A 21,037-nucleotide genomic window follows, 5' to 3' on the forward strand; every position below is an offset into this window, starting at 1 on the left:
TAGTTAAAGTGAAATCGAGGAATAAATTTTATTGAGAGCGGTCATGGAACGATACGAAGATATACAAGAATTGTTTGATACCTTGGATCGTAATCTCGTTGAGCTAAGTGCGAGCTATGACTCGGCTCGCTTCAATGAAGAGCAAGCTACCGCGCTTCGGCCTCTGGTCAAATCGATAGTCTCCGATCTTAGAAGTGTCTTGGATTATTCGGCACATACAATTTATGAAGCTTATTCAACAAAGCACTTTGTAGGATATTTTCCTTTTGGCGAAGATGAGGCTGGATTCGTAAAGGCGGTAAAATGCAACCTGAACGGATTGCAAGTTCAGAGACCCGACCTTTATGCGCTTGTCGAGAGTATTCAGCCACACAAGGCGGCTAACCCTTGGCTTCATACCCTATGCAAGATCGCCGCACTTACAAAGCACAGGGAGTTGGGCAAGCAGCGCAGAGTGAATTCTGGTTCCGTGAGGACAGAAATAGGATGTTTTGTGACCTCCGAAGGCGGGTCAATAATTCTCAATGGCGTGAAGTATAACGGTACGGTCATTGGGGGAGGGAAGCCAGTCGTGATTTCGGAGAATAGGTCACTTAAGGAAATTGAATCTGACTTCAACATGCCTATAAAAGGAGTCCGCGAGTACGGTAAAGTAGCATTCTATCTGGATGGGTTCGATGTTGATGCTCTAGAGTTATTATCTACTGCGCGACAGCGTATTGGAGTTTTTGTCGAAAGTCTCAAGTTGGCAGTAGGTGGGTAGGTCGAATGATTGTCACGACCTCTGTTAGTTAAAACTCTCAAAGGCGATTGCCTTATGGGCTGATTATTTCATCCTCAGCTTCGGGCGGATCGTCGGCGAGCGAATTCAATCCTGCCTCCCGGATGAGGCGAGACACCTTTTCAGTAACAACAAAAGGTGTCGTGACACACTTGAGCATCTGCGCCGCCGTTTCAAAGTCGGCGGCGATCACGTTGCGCAGCAGGGTCTGGTGCACCTCTTGCTGATTGTTGAAGCCGTGCTGCTTCATCAGGCGCTTGAGGTCGGCCTTGAAGATGCCGGCTACCTCAATCGTAAATTTCTCGACGCCCAATGCAGCGTCTTTCGCCGCCGCCTTCTCGCGCTTGCGGCGCTGCTTCAACGCTTCCGCCGTCGGCTGCTGCTGTTCCTCGGCCATGGCCTACCTCTTCGGTTTGATGTGCAGGCAAATCAAGCCATGCCTGCCGCCGGCGTTGCCGCACTTGGTTGTTGATGCGCTTCACAGGCTGTCGGCGAACTTGAAGCCGTTTTCCTGAGCGATCAGCCTGGCCCGCTTGCTGTCGGTGCCGAACTCTTTGGCGGCCTCGATAGCAGTCAGGCCTGCCTCGGCCAGTTCCTTCAGCCTGGGCGCATCCTTGTCGCGGGCAGCCTTCAGCTTGATGCTGCGGGTGCTTTTGATCGGGCCGCCGACTTCACCGCTGACGCCGCTGGCAATCTGCTCCGCCTTGTTGCCCGCGCCGAAGAATGCGTCCATCTGGCGATGTAGATCGGCGATCACTGCGTCTTTCGGGTTGGCCATTGGGACGCCGATCATTGCGACCTACCAGCAAGGCGATTCGCCTTTTCTTCAAACTGCATGGCGATGTCGTAGGCCGCTTTAAACGTCTCACGGAAGGCACGAGTCTTGCCGCTGCTCAACTCGATAACGCGGTACATGCCACCGCTTTCGCTCGACACCTGGAAGCGAACCTTCTTGGCCGGCATGACTCCCTCCAGGCGATCGAAGAAGTCAGCGCGTGCTGCGTGGGTTTTGCGAAGCAGTGCACCGAGTTCGTCGATGCGGTCTTGAAATGATGGATGCATGTCTGATCCTCGGTGTGGGTTGCGTGTATTCGTCAGCACCCTGACCGCCTGGCGGGTGCCGGTGGGCCCAGGGGAGGGTGCTGACGGGTAAACGCGAGATGTGAAAAAGCCCGAGGATTCCCCGGGCTTTAGGTGCGTTTCGTAGACCTCCCTACGTCACGCGGTCGACGCTTTGGCGTCTAGGGTTCGTTGTGGTTCACATGGCTGCCAATCCTCCGTGCCGGGTGGGTTGAATGCAGGTGGGCGGTTATAGGCCGCGATTTCGTCCGCATTGGATATAGCTCGAATCCCTCCGTGTGTTGCCCGTCTACGCCGCGACAAAATCCGCTCTGGCTCAGGACAAGGTGGCCACCCTGCTATCACGACAGAGGACCGAGCTATATCCGATGCGGCCTGGTGCTGGGGAGTGCCAGGGCCTCGGGCAGTTAACGACAGGCTGTCGTGGCGCTGGTTGTCAGGTCTGCACAAGTTCGTAGCCACCGGAGCCGTAGGCTTTGGTCAGGCGCTCATTCACCTGGTCCAGCGAGTAGGCAATTCCGCCATGGCCTCTTGGGCCTTTGTAGATGTACATTCCGTTCTTCACTTCATAGGTAAATCGCATAGGGGCACTCCATGGTCGGAAAAATTGATCCACGTTACGGCGCGGAGGTTTATTTGTCGGAGGCGGGTAAGGTCTGCATCAGACAGGACCAAGGTACCGGCGACGATTTGGTGCTGATCTTTGAAGAGGAAGAGGTTGATTCTTTAATCCTGCTGCTGAACCAGGCAAAGACAGACCTGGCAGAAGAGCGCCGAGTTGCCGAGGAAAACGAGGCAAACTGATCAGGCTGTGAGGGTGGGGCGCTCGGCTTGACGCACCATCCTGACTTGCGCTGTACGCCGCTCCGGCGTTCGGCGATCCCGGCGCATTGCGTCGTCACCGATCATTGCGTGCATGGCGATCAGGCTGGCCAGGACAAAGCACATTGGCGAGATGATCTGCCGGCGCATGGCCTCGGCCACCATCGCGGTCTGGCGAGTTACGCCAAGCTTGAACATGGCGCAGGAAAGGCGCTTGGCCACGGTGCAGGCCGCCACGCCGTGCAGCCTGGCTATTTCCTTTGCCGTCTTGCCCTGGGCAGCGGACAACAAGTACTGAAGTTCTCGCGGCGCAAGACCACGGCCGAGATGACCCTTCCATGCGCCGTTAACGATTGTTGCTTCCATCGTTGTGACTCCCGGTTGTTTTCCGAAAGCGCCCGATACAGGCGCTGACGTGAAATCTTCTGGTGTCGCTTGCCGGCTTCCCGCTACTGGCGCTGCCGCCGGCCCCATCAAATTGTTCGTCCAGCCGCGGGCCTTTCGGCTTGTTCTCCCGCTGGATAACTCGTCTTGGTGTTTTACGCTGCACACCCGGGTCAGTTGCCAACCCTCTGAACCGTTGAGGCCGGTTCATCGCTGCCTTCCATCTGGCCGGTTGTTATCCGGCGATGGAGCAAACAATACCTCCGGTATTTATAATGGTCAATACCGCCGGTCATGTATTTTTTAGAAGGCAACAAAAAGCCCGCTCAGTGGCGGGCTATGGATTCAGATCGGGAAGGGCAGAAACAAGAAGCCCGGCGCTGGGCCGGGCTTATTAAAGCGAGTGAATTATCCCAGTAGGTGCTTTGCGGCCGCGCCAAGTGCTGCCGATGCAAGGGCGCCAATCACGACGGCAGCACCAAGGTACTTGGCCATGGTGACCTTTATCCCGTTCACATCATCGGACACCTTTTTGGTGTCAGTTTTTATGCTGCTCACATCCTTTTCAATGCGGTCAAATCTGGCCTCAGAAATTTTTTCCCAGGCCTTATCGCGTTCAGCCTGAGCAGCGAGGAAGCCAGAAAACTTTTCTGAAAGCGCCGCGTCTCTTGCGGCTTGCTCAAAGCGGAAGGATTCTTGGCGCAGATCAACTTCTCGACGGACTTGTTCATCGCGAAGTGCAAGCTCACTCTTGTAGTCGAGCACGCGCTTTTCGGCATCGTACTCCATTCTGTCGATGCGCTTATCCATCCGCTCTTCAATGGCAGACAAAGTGGAGCTCAGTTCTTCGCGAGTAATATCGTTCATTACCCCAGTATGGCCCTTGGGTTTAACCCTGTCACCCATCACGTATGTAGACTTCGGGAGATGACCATCACTGAAAAGTCTGCCGCTATAATTATCCATTTTTGTCTTTGCCCGGATTCTGAGAAATCCAATCCGCAATAAATTTTGCCCTGTGCTCTCTCACGAAACCACAATTGTTACACTCTAGAGCAAGGTTGTACGCTGGCTCGGCGCCAAAGGAAGCCCCAAGCGGCATGAGAAAAACAGATTCATCGTCGCCCTCTGCGAAAGGTACGATCCATTTTTCAGATCCGCAGCAGGGGCATTTAGCCTTATCGGTCTTGGCTAACAAAAATCTGATGGCGTCTTCGAACAATATTTTCATCATAATCCCTTTGATACGTCCAAATATCAGCCCTCATAGCATCCCGCCACGCCAAACCACGCGACCGATGATGCGAACCTCGTTTATCTCCCCGTCCCTCAAGGTCTCGTCGCCGTAGCGCGCCTTGTCCGGGTTGTCACTGCGAATGATCCAGCCGTCGAAGTCCGACTTCACCAGGCGTTTCACGATCGTCCCTTTGGACGCGCTTTGCATGGCGAAGATCTGACCGTCCTTCGGTTCGATTTTCGACTCGTCAATCAGCAGAACATCGCCATTATTGATGGCGGGCTCCATGCTGTTGCCGTTGGCATAAATCACGTCCAGGTGCCGCTGGTTGAGATTGTTTGCGCGCAGCCACTCCGACTTGAAAGCCATCACCCCTCGGATCTCGACGTGCGAGTTCTCTTCACCGTCTCCTGTCGATCCGCGGGCCGTCAGCTGCAGCACGCCGGTGTAGTTCTTGTCGTCGGCGAGATCAAAATTTCGCGGCGGAATGCGGTTGTCGGCTGCCGAGTCGTCACTGTGACGCCCTGGAACGCCCGAGGTCATCTTCTCTATCTGAGCTGCAAGAGTTGGGCTTATTTCTGAAACCGGGACCTGGAGCGCCCTGGCAAAAACAACCGCAGCATTGATGCTAAGCGCGGTTCGCCCATTCATGAAATGGCTCACAGCGCCCTGCGTAACTCCGTCGCCAAGCTCTCCCGCAATCTTTTCCTGGGTCAGCTTCAGCTCTCCACGTTTCGCCTGGAAAAGCGCTTTCAGTCGAGCACTGTCTTGGAGCTGCCAATCGGACAGCGGGAGCCTTCGGGAATCTTTCTTCATCTGCTGATGTTATTACCTGCGGTATTGATTCTACCAATATCGCCGGTATTGACTATTAATAATACCGGCGGTCATACTCTTGATGAATAATTGTCGAGGACGCCGCAATGCGCCGTATCCCCCTAACTGAATTTGCCAAAGAGCACGGGCACACAAAGGCGGCCCAGATGCTCGGGTGCACCCAGGGCGCTCTGAGCAAAGCCATCCGCGTTGGTCGAGATGTTTTCGTGACTGTCGAGGAGGACGGCACTTTGTCTGCTCAAGAGCAGCGTCCGTTCCCGTCTCAACGATCAGTAGCTTGAGCGCTTGATGGAGTGATTTTCCGCCCCTTTGAGTGCCGGAAGTAGTGATCTGGATTAGCTGTTGATTCATCCAGTACCCAAATTGCAGACATAAAAAAACCGCCTGGCAGGGCGGTCCTTTCAACAAAACGTAAAACACTGTGGGGCCATTATGAACACACTTGTTGCTCCAAGCAATACCGTCACTATGTCGAGCCGGGAGATCGCCGATCTTACCGGCAAGCAGCACAAGGATGTCATCCGTGATGTCCGCGTGATGCGAAAGGCGCTTGCCGATGATGGCGCAGATCTGCGCCATCTTCATGAGATCAAGGATGGGCGGGGATACACCGCCGAGTTCCACCTTGACCGCGTGCTGACTGAAACCCTACTGACCGGCTACAGCATTCCACTTCGCCATCGTGTCGTGACACGTTTGTCTGAACTGGAAAACGTGTCACGACACGGCGTCACGATCCCGCAATCCCTCCCCGAGGCTCTCCGTTTGGCTGCCGACCTGGCAGACAAGAATGGCGAGCTGCAGCGTTTGGTGTCAGACCAGGCCCCAAAGGTCGCCGCTATCAAGCGTCTTGCTGCAGCCGGCGGCGCTATCTGCATCACTGATGCTGCCAAGCAGCTCGGCGTAGCTCCGTCACGACTGTTTGCGTGGCTTGAACAACACCGTTGGATCTTTCGGCGCCATGGCTGCAAGCGATGGGTGGCATACCAGCCGCGCATCACGTCCGGCCACATGACCCACAAGGTCACGGCGCTCAAGCCCGATCCCGAGACCGGAATAGACCGCGCCGCCTTCGACCCAATGATTACCCCCAAGGGGCTAACTCGCCTCGCGGAACTACTGCAGGAGGCCGCGTAATGGCCGGCGACTGGATCAAATTCGAACTCACCACCCTGGACAAACCCGAGGTCTGCCAGATTGCCGACCTGGCCGATATCGACCCTGATGCTGTAGTTGGCAAGCTGATGCGTGTGTGGGGCTGGTTCGACCAGCAAACAGAGAACGGTAACGCTCCGAGCGTTAGCAAAAAGTTACTTGATCGTCTCGTTGGCGTTATCGGTTTCTGCGAACACATGAAATCTGTTGCTTGGATGATCGAGATCGACGGCGTTATCAGTCTCCCGCACTTCGACCGTCACAACGGGAAGACCGCTAAAAACAGGCTTCTTACCGCAAAACGAGTTGCAAACCACAAGGCGAGTAACGGTAAAAGTAACGCTTCTAGCGTTAGCGGTGCGTTACCTAAAGAAGAGAAGAGAAGAGAAGATCAAAACCCTCTCTCTGCGCCTGAGCCGGTCGACCCTCGCATGCCCAGCGAGATGACCCTCGACTGGGTGCCAGACGACAAGCTTCTGAAAACCTACGCCCTTCACCGTAGCCTGGCGCTCGATCTGTTCACCGAGGAAGTTCGGGTGGCCTTCACTGGCCATTACGAGCCTCAGCATCAGGTCAACACCCAGGCTGAGTGGGTCAGCATGCTGGTTAAGTGGGTCAACAACGACAAGGTCCGCGCGGCCGCAAACAACGTCACCCCGATTCGCCAGAAGCCACCGGCCGCTTCCGATTTTGATGACGACAGCATCGACTGGCAGAACGGGGTGCAATCGTGATGAAACAGGTAGCCGCTGTAACCCAGGGCCTTTGGGCCAACCCCGGCGCCGGCGAGTTCATCCCGAAGGACGAGATTCAGGCGCCCCAGGACGAAGGTCGACGCCAGATGGCCGTGGCAATCAACGACCTATTCACCGAGCTGCGCCTGATTCGTTCAGCCTGGCGGCAGGCATGGCCGGACAAGGAGACCTACCGCGCCGCCAAGGTCCAGTGGATGCAGGCATTTCTCGACGAAGGCATCCGCACACAAGGGCAGATTGAGTTCGGCATGATCAAGGCGCGCAAGCAGGTTTCCGACTTCATCCCAAGCCCTGGGCAGTTCATCGAGTGGTGCAAGCCGACACCCGAAATGCTGGGCCTGCCGTCACTGGTAGCCGCTCACCGTGAGGCCGTGCGCAATGTCCATCCAGGCATGGCGGGGCAGGGCAGGTGGTCGCATGACGCGGTGTGGCACACAGCCAAAGAGTGCGGCTTTGAAAGCCTGAACAAACTCGATGCGGCGCTGAGCCTCAAGCTGTTCGACCGGAACTACACGATCACCATTCGCCGCCTGCTCGACGGATTGCCACTTCAGGCAATGCCCAAGGCACTCCCTGCCAAGGTTGACGGCCGAATCACTCCGGAGGTGGGGCGTGGCGCGATTGCCGAGCTACGAGCCCAGCTCGCTGGAGGCTCCCGTGGTTGATCGCCTCCTGGCAACGCCCGAACCTCACATGTACCCATACGCGGTCTTTTGCTGCTCGTTCAAGTTCGACCTTGGCGACACCCCAGACCACGCCATGGCGCTTTTCGCTGACCGCAATATGGCTGCTCGATACGGCTGCGGGATGTGGCCTGAGACGTACCAAGTGATTGATTTGCGTACCTCCCAGAGGGTTGCCCCATGACCCGCCAGACCAAGCTGACCAAGGCCGCGCGCGGTCGAGATTGCCAGGTCCGTCTGCCGGGCTGCCCAGGCGATACCGAAACCGTGGTGTTGGCCCATTACCGCCTGGCAGGGATTTGCGGAACGGGCATGAAGCCACCAGACCTGATAGGGGCCTGGGCTTGCGAGTACTGCCACAGCCTGAGCGATGGCCGCACCAACCGAAACACCCTGGGCATGAGTTACGACGAGATCCGCCTCTATCACGCCGAGGCCGTCTTGCGGACTCAGGCCATTTTGATCAAAGAAGGAAAGGTGAGCGCTTGAGCACCCAAATCAAAACCCTGACGGTGAAGCTGTCGGATGCCGAGATTGCCCGCAATGCCAAGCTTGAGCATGTGCGCGACCTGCGGGACGCCGGACACCCGGCGCTACACTTTCGTTTCGCCAAGAATCGCACGCGCGGCTCCTGGTACCTGCTCAACAAGCGCAAATGGCATCGCATCGGCGGCTTTCCAGACCTGAATACCAAGCAGGTGATCGCTGCACTGCCGGCGGTGCGCCTACGGGTCGCTGCCGACGGCGCGGCCAGCGTTTCGGGCTGGGTGACTGTGGGCGAGCTGCTCGATTGGTTCGGTGATCGCATGGCCAAGTCGCGCTCGCTGTCCGACAAGCGCCGGGCTGCGGGCAAGTCGGCCATCAGTTGCCAGCTCAAGCCGCGCCTGGATGACCTGCTGCTACGCGACGTGAGCGCCCAGACCCTCGACAAGCTGCTGATGTGGCCGGCCCAGGCCGAATTGTCGCTGTCCTACGTGCAGCAGCTGTATCGGCTGCTCGCAGTGGCTTTCCGTCAGGCCCGCAAGCTGGACCTGATCCCGGTCAACCCGATGGCGGAAATGAAGTTCGTCAACTTCACCACGGCGCGGATCCTGCCCAAGCCGGCGCGGTTGCGTGACGTGCAGTTGCAGGACCTGGTGAGCCTGCTGGCCGAGCGCTTCGACAGCGCGCCGGGTGACGCCATGCTGGCCTTGATGATGCTGTGCCACGGCACCCGGATCGGCGAGACCCGCCAGTCCCGCTGGGCTGATATCGCGCTGCCAGAGCGCGAGTGGTTCATCCCGGCAGAACACACCAAGACCAAGACTGAGCTGCGTGTGCCACTGACCGATCAGATGTGTTCGCTCCTGCAGCTATACCGCACCCGGCAAAGCGCCCAGGGCTACGAAGGGCCGCTCCTGTTCCCGTCACGCCGTGGCAAGGCACTCAGCGACAACCAGGCGAGCGCAGTATTCACGCGGTTAGGGCAGGGCGCCTGGACCAGTCACGACCTACGCAAGGTGGCCCGCACTGCCTGGACTGACCTTGGCGTCGACGGCCACATTGGCGAGATGCTGCTCAACCACTCCCTGGGCAAGATCGCCTCCACCTACATCAACACCCAAGCCAAGGAGCAGCGCCGTCTGGCCCTGGTGAAGTGGCACAACTGGTTAGATCAGCGTGGCTTCAAGGCGATCCACATGCAGACAGGCGTTAGATATGAAGATTCGCAAAACCTCGTAGACGCCTTGAACGGCGGGGCCTGCGAGCCAGAACCACAATTTGTTAAGGGCGAGGTTTAAAAATGATGATTTTGCTCGAAAGGCGCACTGGCCTCGCTGTGAATCCAGCCGATGTCAGCTCGATGGTGATCCGCAGTTCGAACGGCTTGCAGGTGCTTGAGTTGAAGATGGCGACGGGAGATCGGCACCTGGTCAGGCACACCGCCCATTGCTCGGACGGTGATGACATCTATGCCGTGCACAAACAACTGCTGGAGGCCAAATGAAGAAGTCCCACGGCCCAGCATTCCGCGCCGCCATGCTCGACCTGGCCAAGTGCCCGGCATGCCGTGGCAAGGCGGTGATCAAGGGTGTCTTCCACGAACTGCCCTGCGTGCAGTGCAATGCCTCGGGCTGGGTCACCGCTGAAGCCGGTGAGGCGCTACCGCTGGAGGTGCTGGTGACGCAGTTGAGCATTCGGCTTCAGGCCGCCAAGCAGCAGATCGAACAGTTGAAGCGACCGGTTCCAATGTTTGGCCCGGACGCCCAGTACAACGAGAGCAACCGCCGTGGCCCTGGTGCCACCAACTACACAGGGGATTGAGCCATGGCCTTCACACCGAGCTTTAAAGAACGCACTGCCGAGGATCTGCTCGAGCATTGGGGCCGCTGGGTCGTCCTGGGCTCTGGTGTGTCGTGCTGCGCGTCCCGCGAGAACACTATCCTGTCGCCGATGATCACCGACGACGATGCCCTCCTGATCGACGGGCTCATGGGACGTTTGCTCAAGCGCTACCCTGAGTGTGGCCAGGTGCTGATGAAGTACTACACCACCCGCGACAGCTCGCTGATGGACGTCGGCAAGAAGATGGGCTTCGGCGAAGAGAAGACGCGCGGGCTTTGGAAGGCCGGCATTGCCTGGATTGATGGAGCCTTAGATATTCGTCGTCAGGCTGCTTGACAGCCCCGGTCCCGACATATAGATTTCTCGTTACTTTGCGGTTTTTCCGCGAGCAAAGCCCGACCCTGAGTTGGGCTTTTTGCTTTCTACAGTTCACTGAGCCTCGGCATTTGCCGGGGCTTTTTCGTTTTCGGCTCCACCACGCCCATTGCTCCGAGCTGGGAGTGCTGCTGGAGCCGAACTTAGATCAAGCCGGCTCGACAGATACGACCAGGCGCTTGCCCAGGGCGGCCAAGGCTGACTCAACCTGCTCGATTTTCGAGCTGTGCTCAAAGTCCACCAGGCGATCCACTTTTGTTTGCGCAGCGCCGAGAAGCCGACACAAGTCAGCTTTCCGCATTCCTTTGTCGCGCATGGCATTCCATAGCTCGACCTTGGCCACCACCAGGGCGGACAGCCGGACAACGTGCTGGCCATCTTTTGGTGGCGATGCCTTCGGGATGTGCCGCAACTGATCGACGTAGATCGAGAGCGCGACCTCAAGCCCTTCGGCGGCGTGGGTCAATAGCTCTTCGAGCGTATCGCCAGCGCTGTGTGCCTCTGGGATGTCGTCGCACGATGACCAGAACGAGCCAGCCTCTTCAGTCACGCTGATTGCGTAGTCGTACATTTCATTACCTCTTGTGGAGCTGATGAAGTCGAGTTCAAAGGGTAGAGCCTCAGTCCTTGAGGCCCAGTTGTTTGATTATCGCCTTCCTAGTCCCTTCGGCCATCTCCTTGGCCCCGTGGTTGGGAAGGGTTGTCTGTTTGCCGTTGAAGTAGATTTTGAAGTGGCTTCCTTTTGCAGTCTTGGAAACCTCTACCCCTTGAGCTAACAGCCACCGCTTGAACTCATTACATTTCATCAGCCCTCCTGTGTTTGGTTGATGAATCCAGTATACACCACATATGTGGTTATGCAATACATTTATGGTTTATTTAAAGGGTAAGCCTTTCCGCCACTTACTCCCTGACGGGGAGGAACAGAGATGTCCAACATGCCCGAGAAAACACCGGAGTTTTGGGTGATGGCGCTCGCCTGGTTGAGTCAACACTCCCCAGTGCTGTATGCCGCCTTGCTCTCTGCTGTCATGGCTGGTCTGCGGATCATCTATGGCGGCGGCACCCGGCGACAGATATTCGTAGAGGGTGCGATCTGTGGTGGTTTGACCGTGACACTGATCAGCGGCCTGGAGTTCTTCGGCCTGCCCCAGAGCATGGCCACCTTCGTTGGCGGTTGGGTTGGCTTCCTGGGTGTGGAGAAGATCCGCGCTATTGCTGACCGGGTTACCGACTTCAAGCTTCCTGGTCGGAACTCTTAGTGATGGCCTGCAGTGGATGCGCCGCCCGGCGCGAATGGTTAAACAGGATGAAGAGGTTGGCATATGAGCGAGCAAGCGAACTGTTTGCAGGTCGAGATGCTGGCCGAGCTGAAGAAGCAAACCGCGCTATTGGAACGGATGGAGAAGCAGCAAGGCCTGCTGATCCAGGCTCTGGCAGATGATCAGGGTGAAGATCCCGATGCCACGCCAGCGACCTATATGGATGGCTCGCCATGCCGCTGAGGCCACAGAAGCCGTGCAACGCCCAAGGCTGCAACACGCTGACCCGTAACCCTCGGTACTGTGATGAGCATGCTCACCTGCTCAAGAGCTCGGCATGGGCCAAGCCTCGCGAGAGCAGTACCAAACGTCACTACAACTACAAGTGGCAGCAGGCTCGCGCAGGTTGGCTGGCAAAGCATCCGCTGTGTCGATGCTGTCAGGCGGAAGGGAAAGTGGTTGCTGCCACTGATGTTGATCACATCATTCCGCACAAGGGCGACATGACACTGTTCTGGGATCGGAACAACTGGCAGAGCCTATGCGGGCCGTGCCACTCCAGCAAGACTGCCTCCGAGGATGGTGGATTCGGCAATTCCCGGCGCTGAAAACAGAAAAACTGCAAAAAAACAGTGAAAAACGGCCAAATCAGGACGCTTCAGGCAGAAAGGGAGGGGGAGGGGCGAAAGTCTGGGCCCTTTCGCTTCTAGACCGCGCCCTCAGTCGTTTTTTTACACCCGCGAAATTAAAAATCCAGGAGTTGCGCGATGGGAGGCACCGCCACGGTCGCCGGCCGTGGTCGCAAACCCAAGCCGACGGCCAAGAAATTGCTCGCCGGAAATCCTGGCAAGCGAGCACTCAACAAGGCCGAGCCAGAGTTTTCAAAGATCACAAATGTCGATCCACCCGAGTGGCTGACTGATCGCGCTGCACAGATGTGGCGCATGGTTGTCCCGGAGTTGCTCCGCGAAAACGTGGTAGCGATCACCGATCTTCACAACGTCGAAGCCTTTTGCGTTGCATATGACAACTGGCGCATGGCCCAAGAGTCAGTCCAGCAGCATGGAATCGTGGTGGCTGGGGCCCAGGGTGGCCCGATAAAGAATCCCGCCCTGACCGCCGCCAACGAAACGATGCGCCAAATAGTGACGTTCGGCTCGATGCTTGGGCTCGATCCGGCCAGTCGTACACGCCTGATCGGCGGTAACAAGGAGAAAGAAACCAACGAATTCGCCCAACTACTGAGATCCTAAATGGCCAAGTCCGCTCACCCCAACGTCGACAAGGCGATGGCGTGGGGAAGGTCTCTGTTGCGCGGGAAGGTTCCTGCGTGCCGTTACATCCACCAGGCGGTGCAGCGCCACTTCGATGATTTGGCTGCCAGCCGCAAGCGCGCGTTCCGCTTCAAGTTCGATCCAGCCAAGGCCGAGAAGAAGCTCAAGCTGATGCAGCTGTTACCGCACACCAAAGGTGAATGGGCATTCAAGCGTCAGCTGATCACCCTTGAGGCCTGGCAATTGTTCGGTATCGCGGTGACGTTTGGCTGGGTCAAGAAGAAGGGTGGCTATAGGCGGTTCCGCGAAAGCTATTGGGAGGTGCCCCGCAAGAACGGCAAGTCAGTCGTTGCCGGTGGTGTTGGCATAAGCATGTTCGTTGCTGATGGCGAATATGGCGCTGAGGTGTATGCAGGTGCCACGACAGAGAAGCAGGCGTGGGAAGTGTTCCGCCCGGCGAAGCTGATGGTTACCAAATCGCCGATGCTGGTGCAGGCCGCCGGTATTGAGGTGAACGCCTCGAACATGAACATACCGTCCGACTTCAGTCGCTTCGAGCCGCTGATCGGCAACCCGGGCGACGGCGCATCACCCAGCTGCGCCATCGTCGACGAATACCACGAACACCCAACATCAGCTCAGTACGACACCATGCTCACCGGTATGGGCGCCCGCCGCCAACCGCTGATGTTCATCATCACCACAGCCGGCGCCGATATCGAGGGGCCGTGCTACGACAAGCGGCGCCAGGTGATCGAGATGCTCGAAGGCACCGTGCCTGACGAAGAGCTGTTCGGTTGGATATGGACGCTGGATGAGGGTGACGACTGGACTGACCCGAAGATGTTGGCCAAGGCCAACCCGAACCACGGAGTCTCTGTGTTCCAGGAGTACCTGGAGAGCCAACAAGCCCGTGCAATTCGCTCGGCCAGATTTACCAACACCTTCAAGACAAAGCACCTAAATCTCTGGGTGAGTGCCAAGTCCGGCTTCTACAACATGGAGAGCTGGAAGGCTTGCGAAGACACCACGCTGACCCTGGAGCAGTTCGAGGGCCAAGAGTGGAATGCGGGTTTCGACCTGGCGCGCAAGCTCGACATGAACTCAAGGGCTCGCCTGTTCTGGCGAATGATTGACGGGAAAATCCACTACTACAGCGTGGCTCCGAAGTTCTGGGTTCCCTATGACACTGCCTTCAATACCGACAACAAGCGTATGTCTGAGCGGTTTCAGGCCTGGATTCACTCCGAGCACCTTGAGGTAACGGACGGTGCCGAGATTGATTACCGCGAGATCCTAGAGGACACGAAAGAGGCCAACCATCACGCACCAGTGCGTGAGTGTCCAATCGACCCTCACGGCGCAACCGGCCTCAGCCATGACCTCGATGACCAGGGGTTCAACCCCATTACGATCACCCAGAACTACATCAACATGTCGGACCCCATGAAAGAGTTGGAGGCCGCCATTGAGGCTGGCCGGTTTCATCACGACGGCAACCCAATCATGACCTGGTGTATCGGCAACGTCATCGGCAAGAACTTGCCAGGTAACGATGACGTGGTTCGCCCGATTAAGCAGGGCGATGACAACAAGATCGACGGCGCTGTTGCGCTGATTATGGCGATAGGCCGAGTCCTGGCGAATGCTGAGGTGCACGGTTCTGTTGACGACTTCCTATCCAGACCGATGAGCATGTAATGGCAGATACCGACTACAGCATTGACCTGCGCACGCGCAGTCCATTCTGGGCACGCATGGCCAGCTTCTTTGTCGGCGGGCGCCTGGTTACTCCTGACAAGGGGTCGCAGACCGGTCCCGTATCAGCATCAGGGGTAGTGGGGGATTCGGTCGTCAACGATGAGCGTTCGCTCCAGATATCCACGGTATTCGCGTGTGTAAGGCTGATCTCCAGCGTCACGGCGTGCATGCCATTGGACGTATTTGAAACAAATGGTGATGACCGTAGGAAGGCGGACCTCAATAATCCTCTGGCGCGCTTGCTGCGGTATAGCCCCAACTCTTTCATGACCGCATTCGACTTCCGTGTGTCGATGACGATGCAGCTCTGTTATTACGGCAACGCGTATGCACTGATCGAGCGCAACGGCGCCGGAGATGTAATCAGTCTTGTCCCTCTCCTTTCGGCCAACATGGACGTCAGGCTCGAGGGTCGTAAGGTTGTGTATCGATACCGTCGCGACAATGAGTATGCGGACTTCAAACAATCAGAGATCTTCCACCTCAAGGGTTTCGGCTTCAATGGACTCGTAGGGCTTTCCCCGATCGCATTTGCGGCCAAGAGCGCCGGTGTCGCAGTGGCCATGGAGGATCAGCAGCGGGACTTCTACGCGAACGGTGCTAAGTCTCCGCAGCTGTTGATGACCGGTGATGGCAAGGTTCTCAATAAAGAACAGCGCGCTCAGGTTGAAGAGAACTTCAAGGAGATATCCGGCGGCCCGGTGAAAAAGCGGCTTTGGATCCTTGAGGGCGGCTTTACTACCCAAGCTATTGGGGTGAGCCCTCAGGACGCTGAAACGATGGCGGCGCGCAAGTTTCAGGTAAGCGAGCTGGCCAGGTTCTTTGGCGTGCCTCCCCACCTAGTGGGAGATGTTGAAAAGTCCACCAGTTGGGGCTCCGGTATCGAGCAACAAAACCTCGGATTTCTGCAGTACGCCCTTGATCCCTACTTGGAGATCTGGGAGTGCAGCATCCTGCGTTGGCTGGTAAAGCCGTCAGACCTCGGTCGGATTCATGCTGAGCACAACCGCGATGGTCTTCTAAGTGGCGACTCTACCGCCAGGGCGAACTACATGAAAACTCTGGTGGATACCGGTTTGCTGACGATCAACGAAGGCAGGCGCGTCAACAACCGACCACCTGTTGATGGCGGCGATGTCGCCACCAGGCAGGCGCAAAACGTACCGCTTACCCAACTTGGCCAAACAAACCCCGCACCCAGCGGGGTTTAGTTTTTCTGGAGCTGCCAAATGTCAAACATTCAAAAGACCCTGGCCTTCGCTGAGGCTGAGATCAAATTCGATTCCGGCGGAAAGGTAGGGGTTTTCGAGGGGTATGCCAGCGTTTTCGATGTGATCGATTCGGATGGCGACATCATCCTTCCGGGCGCGTTTAAAAAAGCCTTGAGCACGCAGAGCCGGCAGGTTGGGATGTTCTTCAACCATCAGACCTACGGTTTGCCCGTGGGTAAATGGCAGTCGCTTGAAGAGGACAGCAAAGGCTTGATCGTTCGCGGCGAGCTGACGCCAGGCCTCTCTGTTTCTAATGATCTTCGCGCCGCGATGGAACACAAGACTGTCGAGGGCATGTCTGTCGGCTTCACCGTCATGAAAGACGATTTCGACATGATCGCCACCGGCCGCGCGTTCAAGAACGTGGCGGCCCTTCGCGAGATCAGCATCTGCACGTTCCCAGCCAATGAACTGGCAACGATCGAGTCCATGAAATCCATGGAGTCGATCACAACTATTCGCGACGTTGAGCACTGGCTGAGGGATTCGGTCGGTCTGTCGAAGTCGCAAGCTCTGGGCCTGGTGGCCCGGATTAAGTCCGCAGTTCGGAGCGACTCCGAAGGTGGCGAAATCACCGCGATCCTGGATCGCCTCAAGTCCTTCCCATCTGTAGGAAAATAAACCATGTCCGAATTGGCCCAGATCCAAAAGGCTATTGAAGAATCGCAAAAGAACATGACTGAGCTGTTCGATGCGCAGAAAAAAGAAATCACCGAGACCGGTGCGGTCAGTAAAAAGCTGCAGTCCGATCTCCAAACCGTCCAGGAAGAGTTGACCAAGTCCGGCACTCGACTGTTTGATCTGGAGCAGAGGCTGGCGTCCGGCAATCTGGACAACCCAGAAACCAAGAAGTCGTTTGCCGAGCAAACAGCGCTCGATCTTCAAAAATCCTGGGACGGAAAGTCCTCGGGCAAGGTTGACGTTAAAAGCTTCAACAAGCAGCTTGGCAGTGGCGCTGGTTCGGCTGGCGCATTGATCGAGCCTCAGCGCAACGCGGGCATCCTGATGCCCGGCCTGCGCCGCCTCACCATTCGCGATCTGCTGGCACAAGGCCGTATCAGCTCGAACTCGCTGGAATATGTTCGCGAGAACATCTTCACCAACAGCGCTGCGCCGGTCGCCGAGGGCACGCTGAAGCCTGAGTCCAACCTGACCTTCACCAAGGAAACAGCGAACGTTAAAACCATCGCCCACTGGATTCAGGCTTCGCGCCAGGTCATGGACGACGCACCAATGCTGGAATCCTACGTAAACAACCGCCTGTTGTTCGGCCTGGCCCTGGTCGAAGAAGGGCAACTGCTGAACGGTGACGGTACCGGTGACAACCTGACCGGCCTGAACAAGGTGGCCACGGCCTACGATGCGGCACTCAACGTTACCGGTGATACTCGCGCCGACAAGATTGCCCACGCGATCTTCCAGACCAGCGAATCCGAATTCGAGGCGTCGGGCATCATCCTTAATCCTCGCGACTGGCACGCCATTGCGCTGCTGAAAGATGCTGATGGCCGCTACATCTTCGGCGGCCCGGCTGCCTTCGCCGCCAAGGTCATGTGGGGTCTGCCAGTGGTTGCAACCAAGGCCCAGGCCCTGGGGACGTTCACTGTAGGTGGCTTTGATCTGGCTTCCCAGGTCTGGGACCGCATGGACGCAACCGTCGAAGTCAGCCGCGAAGATCGCGATAACTTCGTCAAGAACATGCTGACCATCCTCTGTGAAGAGCGCCTGGCTCTGGCCCACTACCGGCCAACCGCGATCATCACCGGCCCTTTCGCAACCGCACCATAATCGAGGGCGGGGCAGGCAACTGCCCCGATTGCGTCATGATCAAGATTCGCGCACTGCGGCAGTTCTCGCACTACCACGCCGGCAACTTCAGCCAGTTCGAGGTCCGTGAGGTAAAGGACGAATATGCCGAGGCATTGATCGGATTGGACTTGGCAGAAGAGGTAGAGGCCGATCCAATCCAGGAGCAGGAGCAGGAGCAGGAGCAGGAGCAGGAGCAGGAGCAGGAGCAGGAGCAGGAGCAGGAGCAAGAAGCACCTGCGACCAATGCAACCAAGAAAGCAGGCGGTAAAAAATGAGCATCCCCGTCACCGATCTGCTGCCGATCGCTTTGATGCGCAAGCATCTGCGCGTCGACCATGAAGACGATGACGACCTGATCGAGCTCTATGCCGAGTCTGCCCTGGCTTGGGCGCTGTGGTATTGCGACAACCCGGCGCTCAAGTTGGTCGCGGATTTCCCGGCGTCGTTCAAGAACGCGATGCTGCTTTTGTTAGGGCACTCGTACTCGACTCGCGAGGCTGTCGTAATCGGCACCATCACTGCTGAACTGCCGCTTGGCGTGGAGTCATTGCTGTGGGCTTCCAGGAACTGGCGGGGAGTCGTTGATCCTGTTCCGGAGGATTTTCCATGAGGGCTGGCGATCTGCGGCACCGCATTCAATTTCAGAAGCTGGTCCCAGGCGTCGACCCTGAAACCCACGAGCCTACAGCAGGTGAGTGGATCGACGTTGCGAAGGTCTATGCCGCTATCGAACCGTTAAGCGCGCGGGAGTTCATCGCGGCCCAGGCCGTTCAGTCTGAGGTCGCTGGCCGTATCGTGATTCGCCGCCGTACTGACATCAAGGCGCAGATGCGTGGGGTTTATCGCGGGCAGATCTACAACATCCAGGGCGTGCTGCCCGACCCCAAGTCCGGCTTGGACTACCTGACGCTACCCTATTCCGAGGGAGTGAATGATGGCTAATGACATCCAGTTCAGCCTTATCGGTGTCGACGGCCTGCTTTCTAAGCTGGCTACAGTAAACGATGAGGTCAAGCGCAAGACCGGCCGCACCGCGCTTCGGCGCGCCGCTGAAATGGTCGCCAAAAACTTCAAAGAGGGCGCCCGGCGCTGGGATGATCTGGACACAGGTCGCTCCATTGCCGACAACATCGTCCTTCGCTGGAACGGTCGACTGTTTCGCCGCACTGGCGACCTGGGCTTTCGCGTTGGTGTGCTGCACGGTGCGGTGCTGGTCAAGAACGGCAGCACCGACAAAAGCTCGCCGACACCACATTGGCGCCTGCTTGAGTTCGGTACCGAACACATCGCGGCTGATCCTGTGGCCCGCCCAGCCCTTGGAGACCACATCGGCGAAGTAACCAATGAATTCGCCACTCAGTTCGAGAAAGGCCTTGACCGGGCAATACGTCGGGCCGAGAAGGCCAGGAGCAGCTGATGTTCGCACCAATCAACGCTGTGTGCGCCCTGGACGCCGGAGTGATCGCAGTGCTTGGATCAACCCCGCAGCGTCTCTATCCGTTCGGTGATGCGCCGCAGGACGTTCCAAAGCCCTATGCGGTATGGCAGACCATCGGCGGTGATCCGGAGAACTACCTGGCGGGCCGCCCTGACATCGACGGCTACACGCTGCAGGTCGATGTATACGCCGCGACCGGCAAGGACGCCCGCGCGGTGGCCAAGGCCATCAGGGACGCTATTGAGCTGAAGGCCTGCATCATCCGCTGGGGTGGTGAGAGTCGCGACCCGATGACAAAGAATTACCGGTACAGCTTCGACGTGAGCTGGCTAGTTCCTCGATAACGCTGCAACCAAAACCAACCCCGCCGAGTGCGGGTTTTTTTATGCCCGACATTTGGAGAACGCCATGTCGATCCTTTCACAGGGAACCCAGATTTACGCCGCGGTACCCACTGCAGGTAATCCATCGGTATTCGAAGTTATGGAGATCGAGTGCGCTACCGCATTCAGTCCTGGCGGCAACCCTGCCGACCAGATCGAGACCACCTGCCTGAGTGAGACAGTTCGCAGCTATATGCGGGGTCTTCGAACTCCCGGCCAGGCGACACTCAGCCTGAACGCAGATCCTCGGAATGCATCGCACGTGCGCCTACATCAACTTTCCGAAGATGACTCTATTGAGAGCGTCCGCTGGGTTGTTGGCTGGTCTGATGGTAAAGGCATTGCCCCTACCATTGGCACTACGGGTTCTCTTGCGGCCATCAGTGTTTTGTCTGGCGGTACTGGCTATACCACAGCGCCGACAGTGGCGATCACGGGTGGTGGCGGTACAGGCGCTACGGCAACGGCCATCGTCGCCGGCGGCGTGGTTACCGGCATCAACATCACATCGCCGGGCACCGGTTACACCAGCGCACCAACTGTCGCATTCACAGGTGGCGCCGGCTCTGGTGCAACCGCTACTGCAGAACTTGGTGATGGTGATGATTTCGTTCTTCCGCCAACACGAACCTGGTTTGTTTTCGACGGGTACGTCTCCGACTTCCCGTTCGACTTTGCGGCCAACACCGTTGTGACCACCGCCGCGACGATTCAGCGCTCTGGCGGTTCCGCCTGGATCCGCAAGACCACTTAAGGACAAGCCATGAAGCTAAGCATTGAAAGCCTCAAGGGGGTCGGTGCCTTTACCGGCGCCCCTGTGAAGAAAACGATCAAGTGGGAGCAGGGAGGCAAAGCCCTGGAGGGCGATGTCTTTGTGCGCCCGCTGGGATACCGGGCTGCGGTCAGCGACTTGATTGCATCCGCTGGGATGCAGGACGGCATCGCCGGTCGGATTGCGGCCAGTATTTGCGATGAGACGGGTGCACCTGTTTTCACTGTCGCCGATATCACTGGCGATGCAGACCCGGAGCGCGGATCGCTGGATCGAAACCTAACCACGGCATTGCTCACAGCCATTGGTGAGGTGAACAACCTGGGAAAGACCCAGACCTCAGCGACTTCGACGAAGTCTGGCACGAGATCGCGATCACGTTCTCCTGCACGATCGCGGAAGCCCAAGAGCGACTGAGTCTTCCGGAATTCAGAAGCTGGGTTGAGTACAGGCGAAAGCGCGGTTCGCTCAATTGGGGAATGCGTATAGAGCGCGGTTGCGCACTGCTGGCCACGCTCTATGCAAACACCCATACGGACAAAGCCCGCTACAAGATTTACGACTTTATGCCGCATGAGTCTGAGCCTGAACTGACCTTGGAAGAGGCTCTCGCAAGCTGGGCCTGAGGCTATC

General features: G+C 57.5%; 37 protein-coding genes. 27 read left to right on the forward strand and 10 right to left on the reverse strand.

Translation table 11 applies throughout. From position 1 onward, the window contains the following. Positions 1-43: 43 nt before the first annotated feature. Positions 44-763, forward strand: coding sequence for a hypothetical protein (locus tag HU773_RS09430; RefSeq protein WP_186625521.1), 720 nt, complete (start codon positions 44-46; stop codon positions 761-763). Positions 764-815: 52 nt separating this feature from the next. On the opposite strand, the gene HU773_RS09435 is transcribed toward HU773_RS09430, so the two are convergent. The 4 genes from HU773_RS09435 to HU773_RS09450 all read right to left on the reverse strand — a co-directional run bounded on the left by HU773_RS09435 (position 816) and on the right by HU773_RS09450 (position 2,444). Continuing rightward, the gene (locus HU773_RS09435; RefSeq protein ID WP_186625523.1) at positions 816-1,178 is read right to left on the reverse strand and encodes a hypothetical protein; all 363 of its coding nucleotides are present in this window, start codon (positions 1,176-1,178) and stop codon (positions 816-818) included. Positions 1,179-1,259: 81 nt separating this feature from the next. Then, entirely contained in the window at positions 1,260-1,574 is a 315-nt protein-coding gene (locus HU773_RS09440; RefSeq protein ID WP_169989408.1) for a hypothetical protein, read from the reverse strand. After that, entirely contained in the window at positions 1,571-1,843 is a 273-nt protein-coding gene (locus tag HU773_RS09445) for a hypothetical protein (RefSeq protein ID WP_186625525.1), read from the reverse strand. The genes HU773_RS09440 and HU773_RS09445 overlap by 4 nt, the downstream gene beginning before the upstream one ends. Before the next feature lie 454 nt (positions 1,844-2,297). After that, the gene (locus HU773_RS09450; RefSeq protein ID WP_186625527.1) at positions 2,298-2,444 is read right to left on the reverse strand and encodes a hypothetical protein; all 147 of its coding nucleotides are present in this window, start codon (positions 2,442-2,444) and stop codon (positions 2,298-2,300) included. A gap of 11 nt (positions 2,445-2,455) precedes the next feature. Here HU773_RS09450 and HU773_RS09455 point away from each other — a divergent pair, with 11 nt between their 5' ends. Next, on the forward strand, positions 2,456-2,665 hold the full coding sequence (locus tag HU773_RS09455) for a hypothetical protein (protein ID WP_186625529.1): 210 nt from the start codon (positions 2,456-2,458) through the stop codon (positions 2,663-2,665). Here HU773_RS09455 and HU773_RS09460 read toward each other — a convergent pair whose 3' ends face one another. The 4 genes from HU773_RS09460 to HU773_RS09475 all read right to left on the reverse strand — a co-directional run bounded on the left by HU773_RS09460 (position 2,666) and on the right by HU773_RS09475 (position 5,120). Then, positions 2,666-3,049: a response regulator transcription factor gene (locus HU773_RS09460; protein ID WP_169872151.1), complete on the reverse strand. Its 384-nt coding sequence runs from the start codon at positions 3,047-3,049 to the stop codon at positions 2,666-2,668. It lies immediately after the preceding gene. A 426-nt stretch (positions 3,050-3,475) separates the two neighbouring features. Continuing rightward, on the reverse strand, positions 3,476-3,934 hold the full coding sequence (locus tag HU773_RS09465) for a hypothetical protein (RefSeq protein WP_186625531.1): 459 nt from the start codon (positions 3,932-3,934) through the stop codon (positions 3,476-3,478). 91 nt (positions 3,935-4,025) lie between these two features. Beyond that, positions 4,026-4,298, reverse strand: coding sequence for a hypothetical protein (locus HU773_RS09470; RefSeq protein WP_186625532.1), 273 nt, complete (start codon positions 4,296-4,298; stop codon positions 4,026-4,028). 33 nt (positions 4,299-4,331) lie between these two features. Next, a complete protein-coding gene (locus HU773_RS09475) occupies positions 4,332-5,120 on the reverse strand; it encodes a LexA family transcriptional regulator (RefSeq protein ID WP_186625533.1) in 789 nt (262 codons plus the stop codon). A 107-nt stretch (positions 5,121-5,227) separates the two neighbouring features. Here HU773_RS09475 and HU773_RS09480 point away from each other — a divergent pair, with 107 nt between their 5' ends. The 9 genes from HU773_RS09480 (at position 5,228) to HU773_RS09520 (ending at position 10,395) form a co-directional block, all read left to right on the forward strand. Further along, positions 5,228-5,422, forward strand: coding sequence for a Cro/CI family transcriptional regulator (locus tag HU773_RS09480; RefSeq protein ID WP_155586136.1), 195 nt, complete (start codon positions 5,228-5,230; stop codon positions 5,420-5,422). Positions 5,423-5,573: 151 nt separating this feature from the next. Further along, a complete protein-coding gene (locus HU773_RS09485) occupies positions 5,574-6,278 on the forward strand; it encodes a phage antirepressor KilAC domain-containing protein (protein WP_437181145.1) in 705 nt (234 codons plus the stop codon). Beyond that, entirely contained in the window at positions 6,278-7,030 is a 753-nt protein-coding gene (locus HU773_RS09490; protein WP_186625534.1) for a DnaT-like ssDNA-binding domain-containing protein, read from the forward strand. Before HU773_RS09485 ends, HU773_RS09490 begins: the two co-directional genes overlap by 1 nt. After that, a complete protein-coding gene (locus HU773_RS09495) occupies positions 7,030-7,716 on the forward strand; it encodes a replication protein P (RefSeq protein WP_186625535.1) in 687 nt (228 codons plus the stop codon). The genes HU773_RS09490 and HU773_RS09495 overlap by 1 nt, the downstream gene beginning before the upstream one ends. Before the next feature lie 198 nt (positions 7,717-7,914). Continuing rightward, complete coding sequence (locus HU773_RS09500; protein ID WP_034127829.1) at positions 7,915-8,223, forward strand: DUF1364 domain-containing protein; 309 nt, start codon at positions 7,915-7,917, stop codon at positions 8,221-8,223. Continuing rightward, the gene (locus HU773_RS09505; RefSeq protein ID WP_186625536.1) at positions 8,220-9,515 is read left to right on the forward strand and encodes a tyrosine-type recombinase/integrase; all 1,296 of its coding nucleotides are present in this window, start codon (positions 8,220-8,222) and stop codon (positions 9,513-9,515) included. Before HU773_RS09500 ends, HU773_RS09505 begins: the two co-directional genes overlap by 4 nt. A 2-nt stretch (positions 9,516-9,517) precedes the next feature. Then, positions 9,518-9,721 (forward strand): hypothetical protein, encoded by a 204-nt coding sequence (locus HU773_RS09510; protein ID WP_200660196.1) that lies wholly within the window; start codon positions 9,518-9,520, stop codon positions 9,719-9,721. Continuing rightward, positions 9,718-10,038 (forward strand): hypothetical protein, encoded by a 321-nt coding sequence (locus HU773_RS09515; protein ID WP_169989400.1) that lies wholly within the window; start codon positions 9,718-9,720, stop codon positions 10,036-10,038. Before HU773_RS09510 ends, HU773_RS09515 begins: the two co-directional genes overlap by 4 nt. A 3-nt stretch (positions 10,039-10,041) precedes the next feature. Next, positions 10,042-10,395 carry an antiterminator Q family protein gene (locus HU773_RS09520; RefSeq protein ID WP_186625537.1) on the forward strand — a complete coding sequence of 118 codons (354 nt, stop codon included), beginning with the start codon at positions 10,042-10,044 and terminating at the stop codon, positions 10,393-10,395. 187 nt (positions 10,396-10,582) lie between these two features. Here HU773_RS09520 and HU773_RS09525 read toward each other — a convergent pair whose 3' ends face one another. Both HU773_RS09525 and HU773_RS09530 read right to left on the reverse strand, forming a co-directional pair. Further along, entirely contained in the window at positions 10,583-11,005 is a 423-nt protein-coding gene (locus tag HU773_RS09525; RefSeq protein WP_169989399.1) for a type II toxin-antitoxin system HicB family antitoxin, read from the reverse strand. Positions 11,006-11,054: 49 nt separating this feature from the next. After that, the gene (locus HU773_RS09530) at positions 11,055-11,240 is read right to left on the reverse strand and encodes a type II toxin-antitoxin system HicA family toxin (protein WP_169989398.1); all 186 of its coding nucleotides are present in this window, start codon (positions 11,238-11,240) and stop codon (positions 11,055-11,057) included. 123 nt (positions 11,241-11,363) lie between these two features. On the opposite strand from HU773_RS09530, the gene HU773_RS09535 reads away from it, so the two are divergent. From HU773_RS09535 to HU773_RS27780, 16 genes are all read left to right on the forward strand, one after another. Next, positions 11,364-11,696: a phage holin, lambda family gene (locus HU773_RS09535; RefSeq protein WP_169989397.1), complete on the forward strand. Its 333-nt coding sequence runs from the start codon at positions 11,364-11,366 to the stop codon at positions 11,694-11,696. Positions 11,697-11,759: 63 nt separating this feature from the next. Next, positions 11,760-11,939, forward strand: coding sequence for a hypothetical protein (locus HU773_RS09540; protein ID WP_186625538.1), 180 nt, complete (start codon positions 11,760-11,762; stop codon positions 11,937-11,939). After that, on the forward strand, positions 11,930-12,304 hold the full coding sequence (locus HU773_RS09545; RefSeq protein ID WP_169989395.1) for an HNH endonuclease signature motif containing protein: 375 nt from the start codon (positions 11,930-11,932) through the stop codon (positions 12,302-12,304). Before HU773_RS09540 ends, HU773_RS09545 begins: the two co-directional genes overlap by 10 nt. 159 nt (positions 12,305-12,463) lie before the next feature. Next, on the forward strand, positions 12,464-12,949 hold the full coding sequence (locus HU773_RS09550) for a phage terminase small subunit P27 family (RefSeq protein WP_186625539.1): 486 nt from the start codon (positions 12,464-12,466) through the stop codon (positions 12,947-12,949). Next, entirely contained in the window at positions 12,950-14,671 is a 1,722-nt protein-coding gene (locus tag HU773_RS09555) for a terminase large subunit (RefSeq protein WP_186625540.1), read from the forward strand. Next, positions 14,671-15,942, forward strand: a complete 1,272-nt coding sequence (locus HU773_RS09560) for a phage portal protein (protein WP_186625541.1) — start codon at positions 14,671-14,673, stop codon at positions 15,940-15,942. Before HU773_RS09555 ends, HU773_RS09560 begins: the two co-directional genes overlap by 1 nt. 18 nt (positions 15,943-15,960) lie before the next feature. Then, positions 15,961-16,623: an HK97 family phage prohead protease gene (locus HU773_RS09565; protein WP_186625542.1), complete on the forward strand. Its 663-nt coding sequence runs from the start codon at positions 15,961-15,963 to the stop codon at positions 16,621-16,623. A 3-nt stretch (positions 16,624-16,626) separates the two neighbouring features. Beyond that, a complete protein-coding gene (locus HU773_RS09570; protein WP_186625543.1) occupies positions 16,627-17,790 on the forward strand; it encodes a phage major capsid protein in 1,164 nt (387 codons plus the stop codon). Between the two features lie 35 nt (positions 17,791-17,825). Beyond that, entirely contained in the window at positions 17,826-18,086 is a 261-nt protein-coding gene (locus HU773_RS09575) for a hypothetical protein (protein ID WP_217883920.1), read from the forward strand. After that, positions 18,083-18,421: a head-tail connector protein gene (locus HU773_RS09580; RefSeq protein ID WP_186626174.1), complete on the forward strand. Its 339-nt coding sequence runs from the start codon at positions 18,083-18,085 to the stop codon at positions 18,419-18,421. The genes HU773_RS09575 and HU773_RS09580 overlap by 4 nt, the downstream gene beginning before the upstream one ends. Continuing rightward, positions 18,418-18,753: a phage head closure protein gene (locus tag HU773_RS09585; RefSeq protein ID WP_186626173.1), complete on the forward strand. Its 336-nt coding sequence runs from the start codon at positions 18,418-18,420 to the stop codon at positions 18,751-18,753. The genes HU773_RS09580 and HU773_RS09585 overlap by 4 nt, the downstream gene beginning before the upstream one ends. After that, complete coding sequence (locus tag HU773_RS09590) at positions 18,746-19,228, forward strand: HK97-gp10 family putative phage morphogenesis protein (RefSeq protein ID WP_186626172.1); 483 nt, start codon at positions 18,746-18,748, stop codon at positions 19,226-19,228. The genes HU773_RS09585 and HU773_RS09590 overlap by 8 nt, the downstream gene beginning before the upstream one ends. After that, on the forward strand, positions 19,228-19,593 hold the full coding sequence (locus HU773_RS09595) for a DUF3168 domain-containing protein (RefSeq protein ID WP_186626171.1): 366 nt from the start codon (positions 19,228-19,230) through the stop codon (positions 19,591-19,593). Before HU773_RS09590 ends, HU773_RS09595 begins: the two co-directional genes overlap by 1 nt. 64 nt (positions 19,594-19,657) lie before the next feature. Beyond that, positions 19,658-20,386: a phage tail tube protein gene (locus HU773_RS27775; RefSeq protein WP_186626170.1), complete on the forward strand. Its 729-nt coding sequence runs from the start codon at positions 19,658-19,660 to the stop codon at positions 20,384-20,386. Positions 20,387-20,395: 9 nt separating this feature from the next. Then, positions 20,396-20,821, forward strand: coding sequence for a phage tail assembly chaperone family protein, TAC (locus HU773_RS09605; RefSeq protein ID WP_186626169.1), 426 nt, complete (start codon positions 20,396-20,398; stop codon positions 20,819-20,821). Then, a complete protein-coding gene (locus HU773_RS27780; protein ID WP_122756877.1) occupies positions 20,818-21,030 on the forward strand; it encodes a phage tail assembly protein T in 213 nt (70 codons plus the stop codon). Before HU773_RS09605 ends, HU773_RS27780 begins: the two co-directional genes overlap by 4 nt. The last annotated feature ends 7 nt before the right edge of the window (positions 21,031-21,037 follow it).

Source organism: Pseudomonas shahriarae (genome assembly GCF_014268455.2).
In the GTDB taxonomy this organism is placed as follows: Bacteria; Pseudomonadota; Gammaproteobacteria; order Pseudomonadales; family Pseudomonadaceae; genus Aquipseudomonas; species Aquipseudomonas shahriarae.

Bases quoted from the DNA above. Each gene is read 5' to 3' on its own strand.
- HU773_RS09430 (WP_186625521.1), top strand. From the start codon at position 44: ATGGAACGATACGAAGATATACAAGAATTGTTTGATACCTTGGATCGT.
- HU773_RS09435 (WP_186625523.1), bottom strand. From the start codon at position 1,178: ATGGCCGAGGAACAGCAGCAGCCGACGGCGGAAGCGTTGAAGCAGCGC.
- HU773_RS09440 (WP_169989408.1), bottom strand. From the start codon at position 1,574: ATGATCGGCGTCCCAATGGCCAACCCGAAAGACGCAGTGATCGCCGAT.
- HU773_RS09445 (WP_186625525.1), bottom strand. From the start codon at position 1,843: ATGCATCCATCATTTCAAGACCGCATCGACGAACTCGGTGCACTGCTT.
- HU773_RS09450 (WP_186625527.1), bottom strand. From the start codon at position 2,444: ATGCGATTTACCTATGAAGTGAAGAACGGAATGTACATCTACAAAGGC.
- HU773_RS09455 (WP_186625529.1), top strand. From the start codon at position 2,456: ATGGTCGGAAAAATTGATCCACGTTACGGCGCGGAGGTTTATTTGTCG.
- HU773_RS09460 (WP_169872151.1), bottom strand. From the start codon at position 3,049: ATGGAAGCAACAATCGTTAACGGCGCATGGAAGGGTCATCTCGGCCGT.
- HU773_RS09465 (WP_186625531.1), bottom strand. From the start codon at position 3,934: ATGAACGATATTACTCGCGAAGAACTGAGCTCCACTTTGTCTGCCATT.
- HU773_RS09470 (WP_186625532.1), bottom strand. From the start codon at position 4,298: ATGAAAATATTGTTCGAAGACGCCATCAGATTTTTGTTAGCCAAGACC.
- HU773_RS09475 (WP_186625533.1), bottom strand. From the start codon at position 5,120: ATGAAGAAAGATTCCCGAAGGCTCCCGCTGTCCGATTGGCAGCTCCAA.
- HU773_RS09480 (WP_155586136.1), top strand. From the start codon at position 5,228: ATGCGCCGTATCCCCCTAACTGAATTTGCCAAAGAGCACGGGCACACA.
- HU773_RS09485 (WP_437181145.1), top strand. From the start codon at position 5,574: ATGAACACACTTGTTGCTCCAAGCAATACCGTCACTATGTCGAGCCGG.
- HU773_RS09490 (WP_186625534.1), top strand. From the start codon at position 6,278: ATGGCCGGCGACTGGATCAAATTCGAACTCACCACCCTGGACAAACCC.
- HU773_RS09495 (WP_186625535.1), top strand. From the start codon at position 7,030: ATGAAACAGGTAGCCGCTGTAACCCAGGGCCTTTGGGCCAACCCCGGC.
- HU773_RS09500 (WP_034127829.1), top strand. From the start codon at position 7,915: ATGACCCGCCAGACCAAGCTGACCAAGGCCGCGCGCGGTCGAGATTGC.
- HU773_RS09510 (WP_200660196.1), top strand. From the start codon at position 9,518: ATGATGATTTTGCTCGAAAGGCGCACTGGCCTCGCTGTGAATCCAGCC.
- HU773_RS09515 (WP_169989400.1), top strand. From the start codon at position 9,718: ATGAAGAAGTCCCACGGCCCAGCATTCCGCGCCGCCATGCTCGACCTG.
- HU773_RS09520 (WP_186625537.1), top strand. From the start codon at position 10,042: ATGGCCTTCACACCGAGCTTTAAAGAACGCACTGCCGAGGATCTGCTC.
- HU773_RS09525 (WP_169989399.1), bottom strand. From the start codon at position 11,005: ATGTACGACTACGCAATCAGCGTGACTGAAGAGGCTGGCTCGTTCTGG.
- HU773_RS09530 (WP_169989398.1), bottom strand. From the start codon at position 11,240: ATGAAATGTAATGAGTTCAAGCGGTGGCTGTTAGCTCAAGGGGTAGAG.
- HU773_RS09535 (WP_169989397.1), top strand. From the start codon at position 11,364: ATGTCCAACATGCCCGAGAAAACACCGGAGTTTTGGGTGATGGCGCTC.
- HU773_RS09540 (WP_186625538.1), top strand. From the start codon at position 11,760: ATGAGCGAGCAAGCGAACTGTTTGCAGGTCGAGATGCTGGCCGAGCTG.
- HU773_RS09545 (WP_169989395.1), top strand. From the start codon at position 11,930: ATGCCGCTGAGGCCACAGAAGCCGTGCAACGCCCAAGGCTGCAACACG.
- HU773_RS09550 (WP_186625539.1), top strand. From the start codon at position 12,464: ATGGGAGGCACCGCCACGGTCGCCGGCCGTGGTCGCAAACCCAAGCCG.
- HU773_RS09555 (WP_186625540.1), top strand. From the start codon at position 12,950: ATGGCCAAGTCCGCTCACCCCAACGTCGACAAGGCGATGGCGTGGGGA.
- HU773_RS09560 (WP_186625541.1), top strand. From the start codon at position 14,671: ATGGCAGATACCGACTACAGCATTGACCTGCGCACGCGCAGTCCATTC.
- HU773_RS09565 (WP_186625542.1), top strand. From the start codon at position 15,961: ATGTCAAACATTCAAAAGACCCTGGCCTTCGCTGAGGCTGAGATCAAA.
- HU773_RS09570 (WP_186625543.1), top strand. From the start codon at position 16,627: ATGTCCGAATTGGCCCAGATCCAAAAGGCTATTGAAGAATCGCAAAAG.
- HU773_RS09575 (WP_217883920.1), top strand. From the start codon at position 17,826: ATGATCAAGATTCGCGCACTGCGGCAGTTCTCGCACTACCACGCCGGC.
- HU773_RS09580 (WP_186626174.1), top strand. From the start codon at position 18,083: ATGAGCATCCCCGTCACCGATCTGCTGCCGATCGCTTTGATGCGCAAG.
- HU773_RS09585 (WP_186626173.1), top strand. From the start codon at position 18,418: ATGAGGGCTGGCGATCTGCGGCACCGCATTCAATTTCAGAAGCTGGTC.
- HU773_RS09590 (WP_186626172.1), top strand. From the start codon at position 18,746: ATGGCTAATGACATCCAGTTCAGCCTTATCGGTGTCGACGGCCTGCTT.
- HU773_RS09595 (WP_186626171.1), top strand. From the start codon at position 19,228: ATGTTCGCACCAATCAACGCTGTGTGCGCCCTGGACGCCGGAGTGATC.
- HU773_RS27775 (WP_186626170.1), top strand. From the start codon at position 19,658: ATGTCGATCCTTTCACAGGGAACCCAGATTTACGCCGCGGTACCCACT.
- HU773_RS09605 (WP_186626169.1), top strand. From the start codon at position 20,396: ATGAAGCTAAGCATTGAAAGCCTCAAGGGGGTCGGTGCCTTTACCGGC.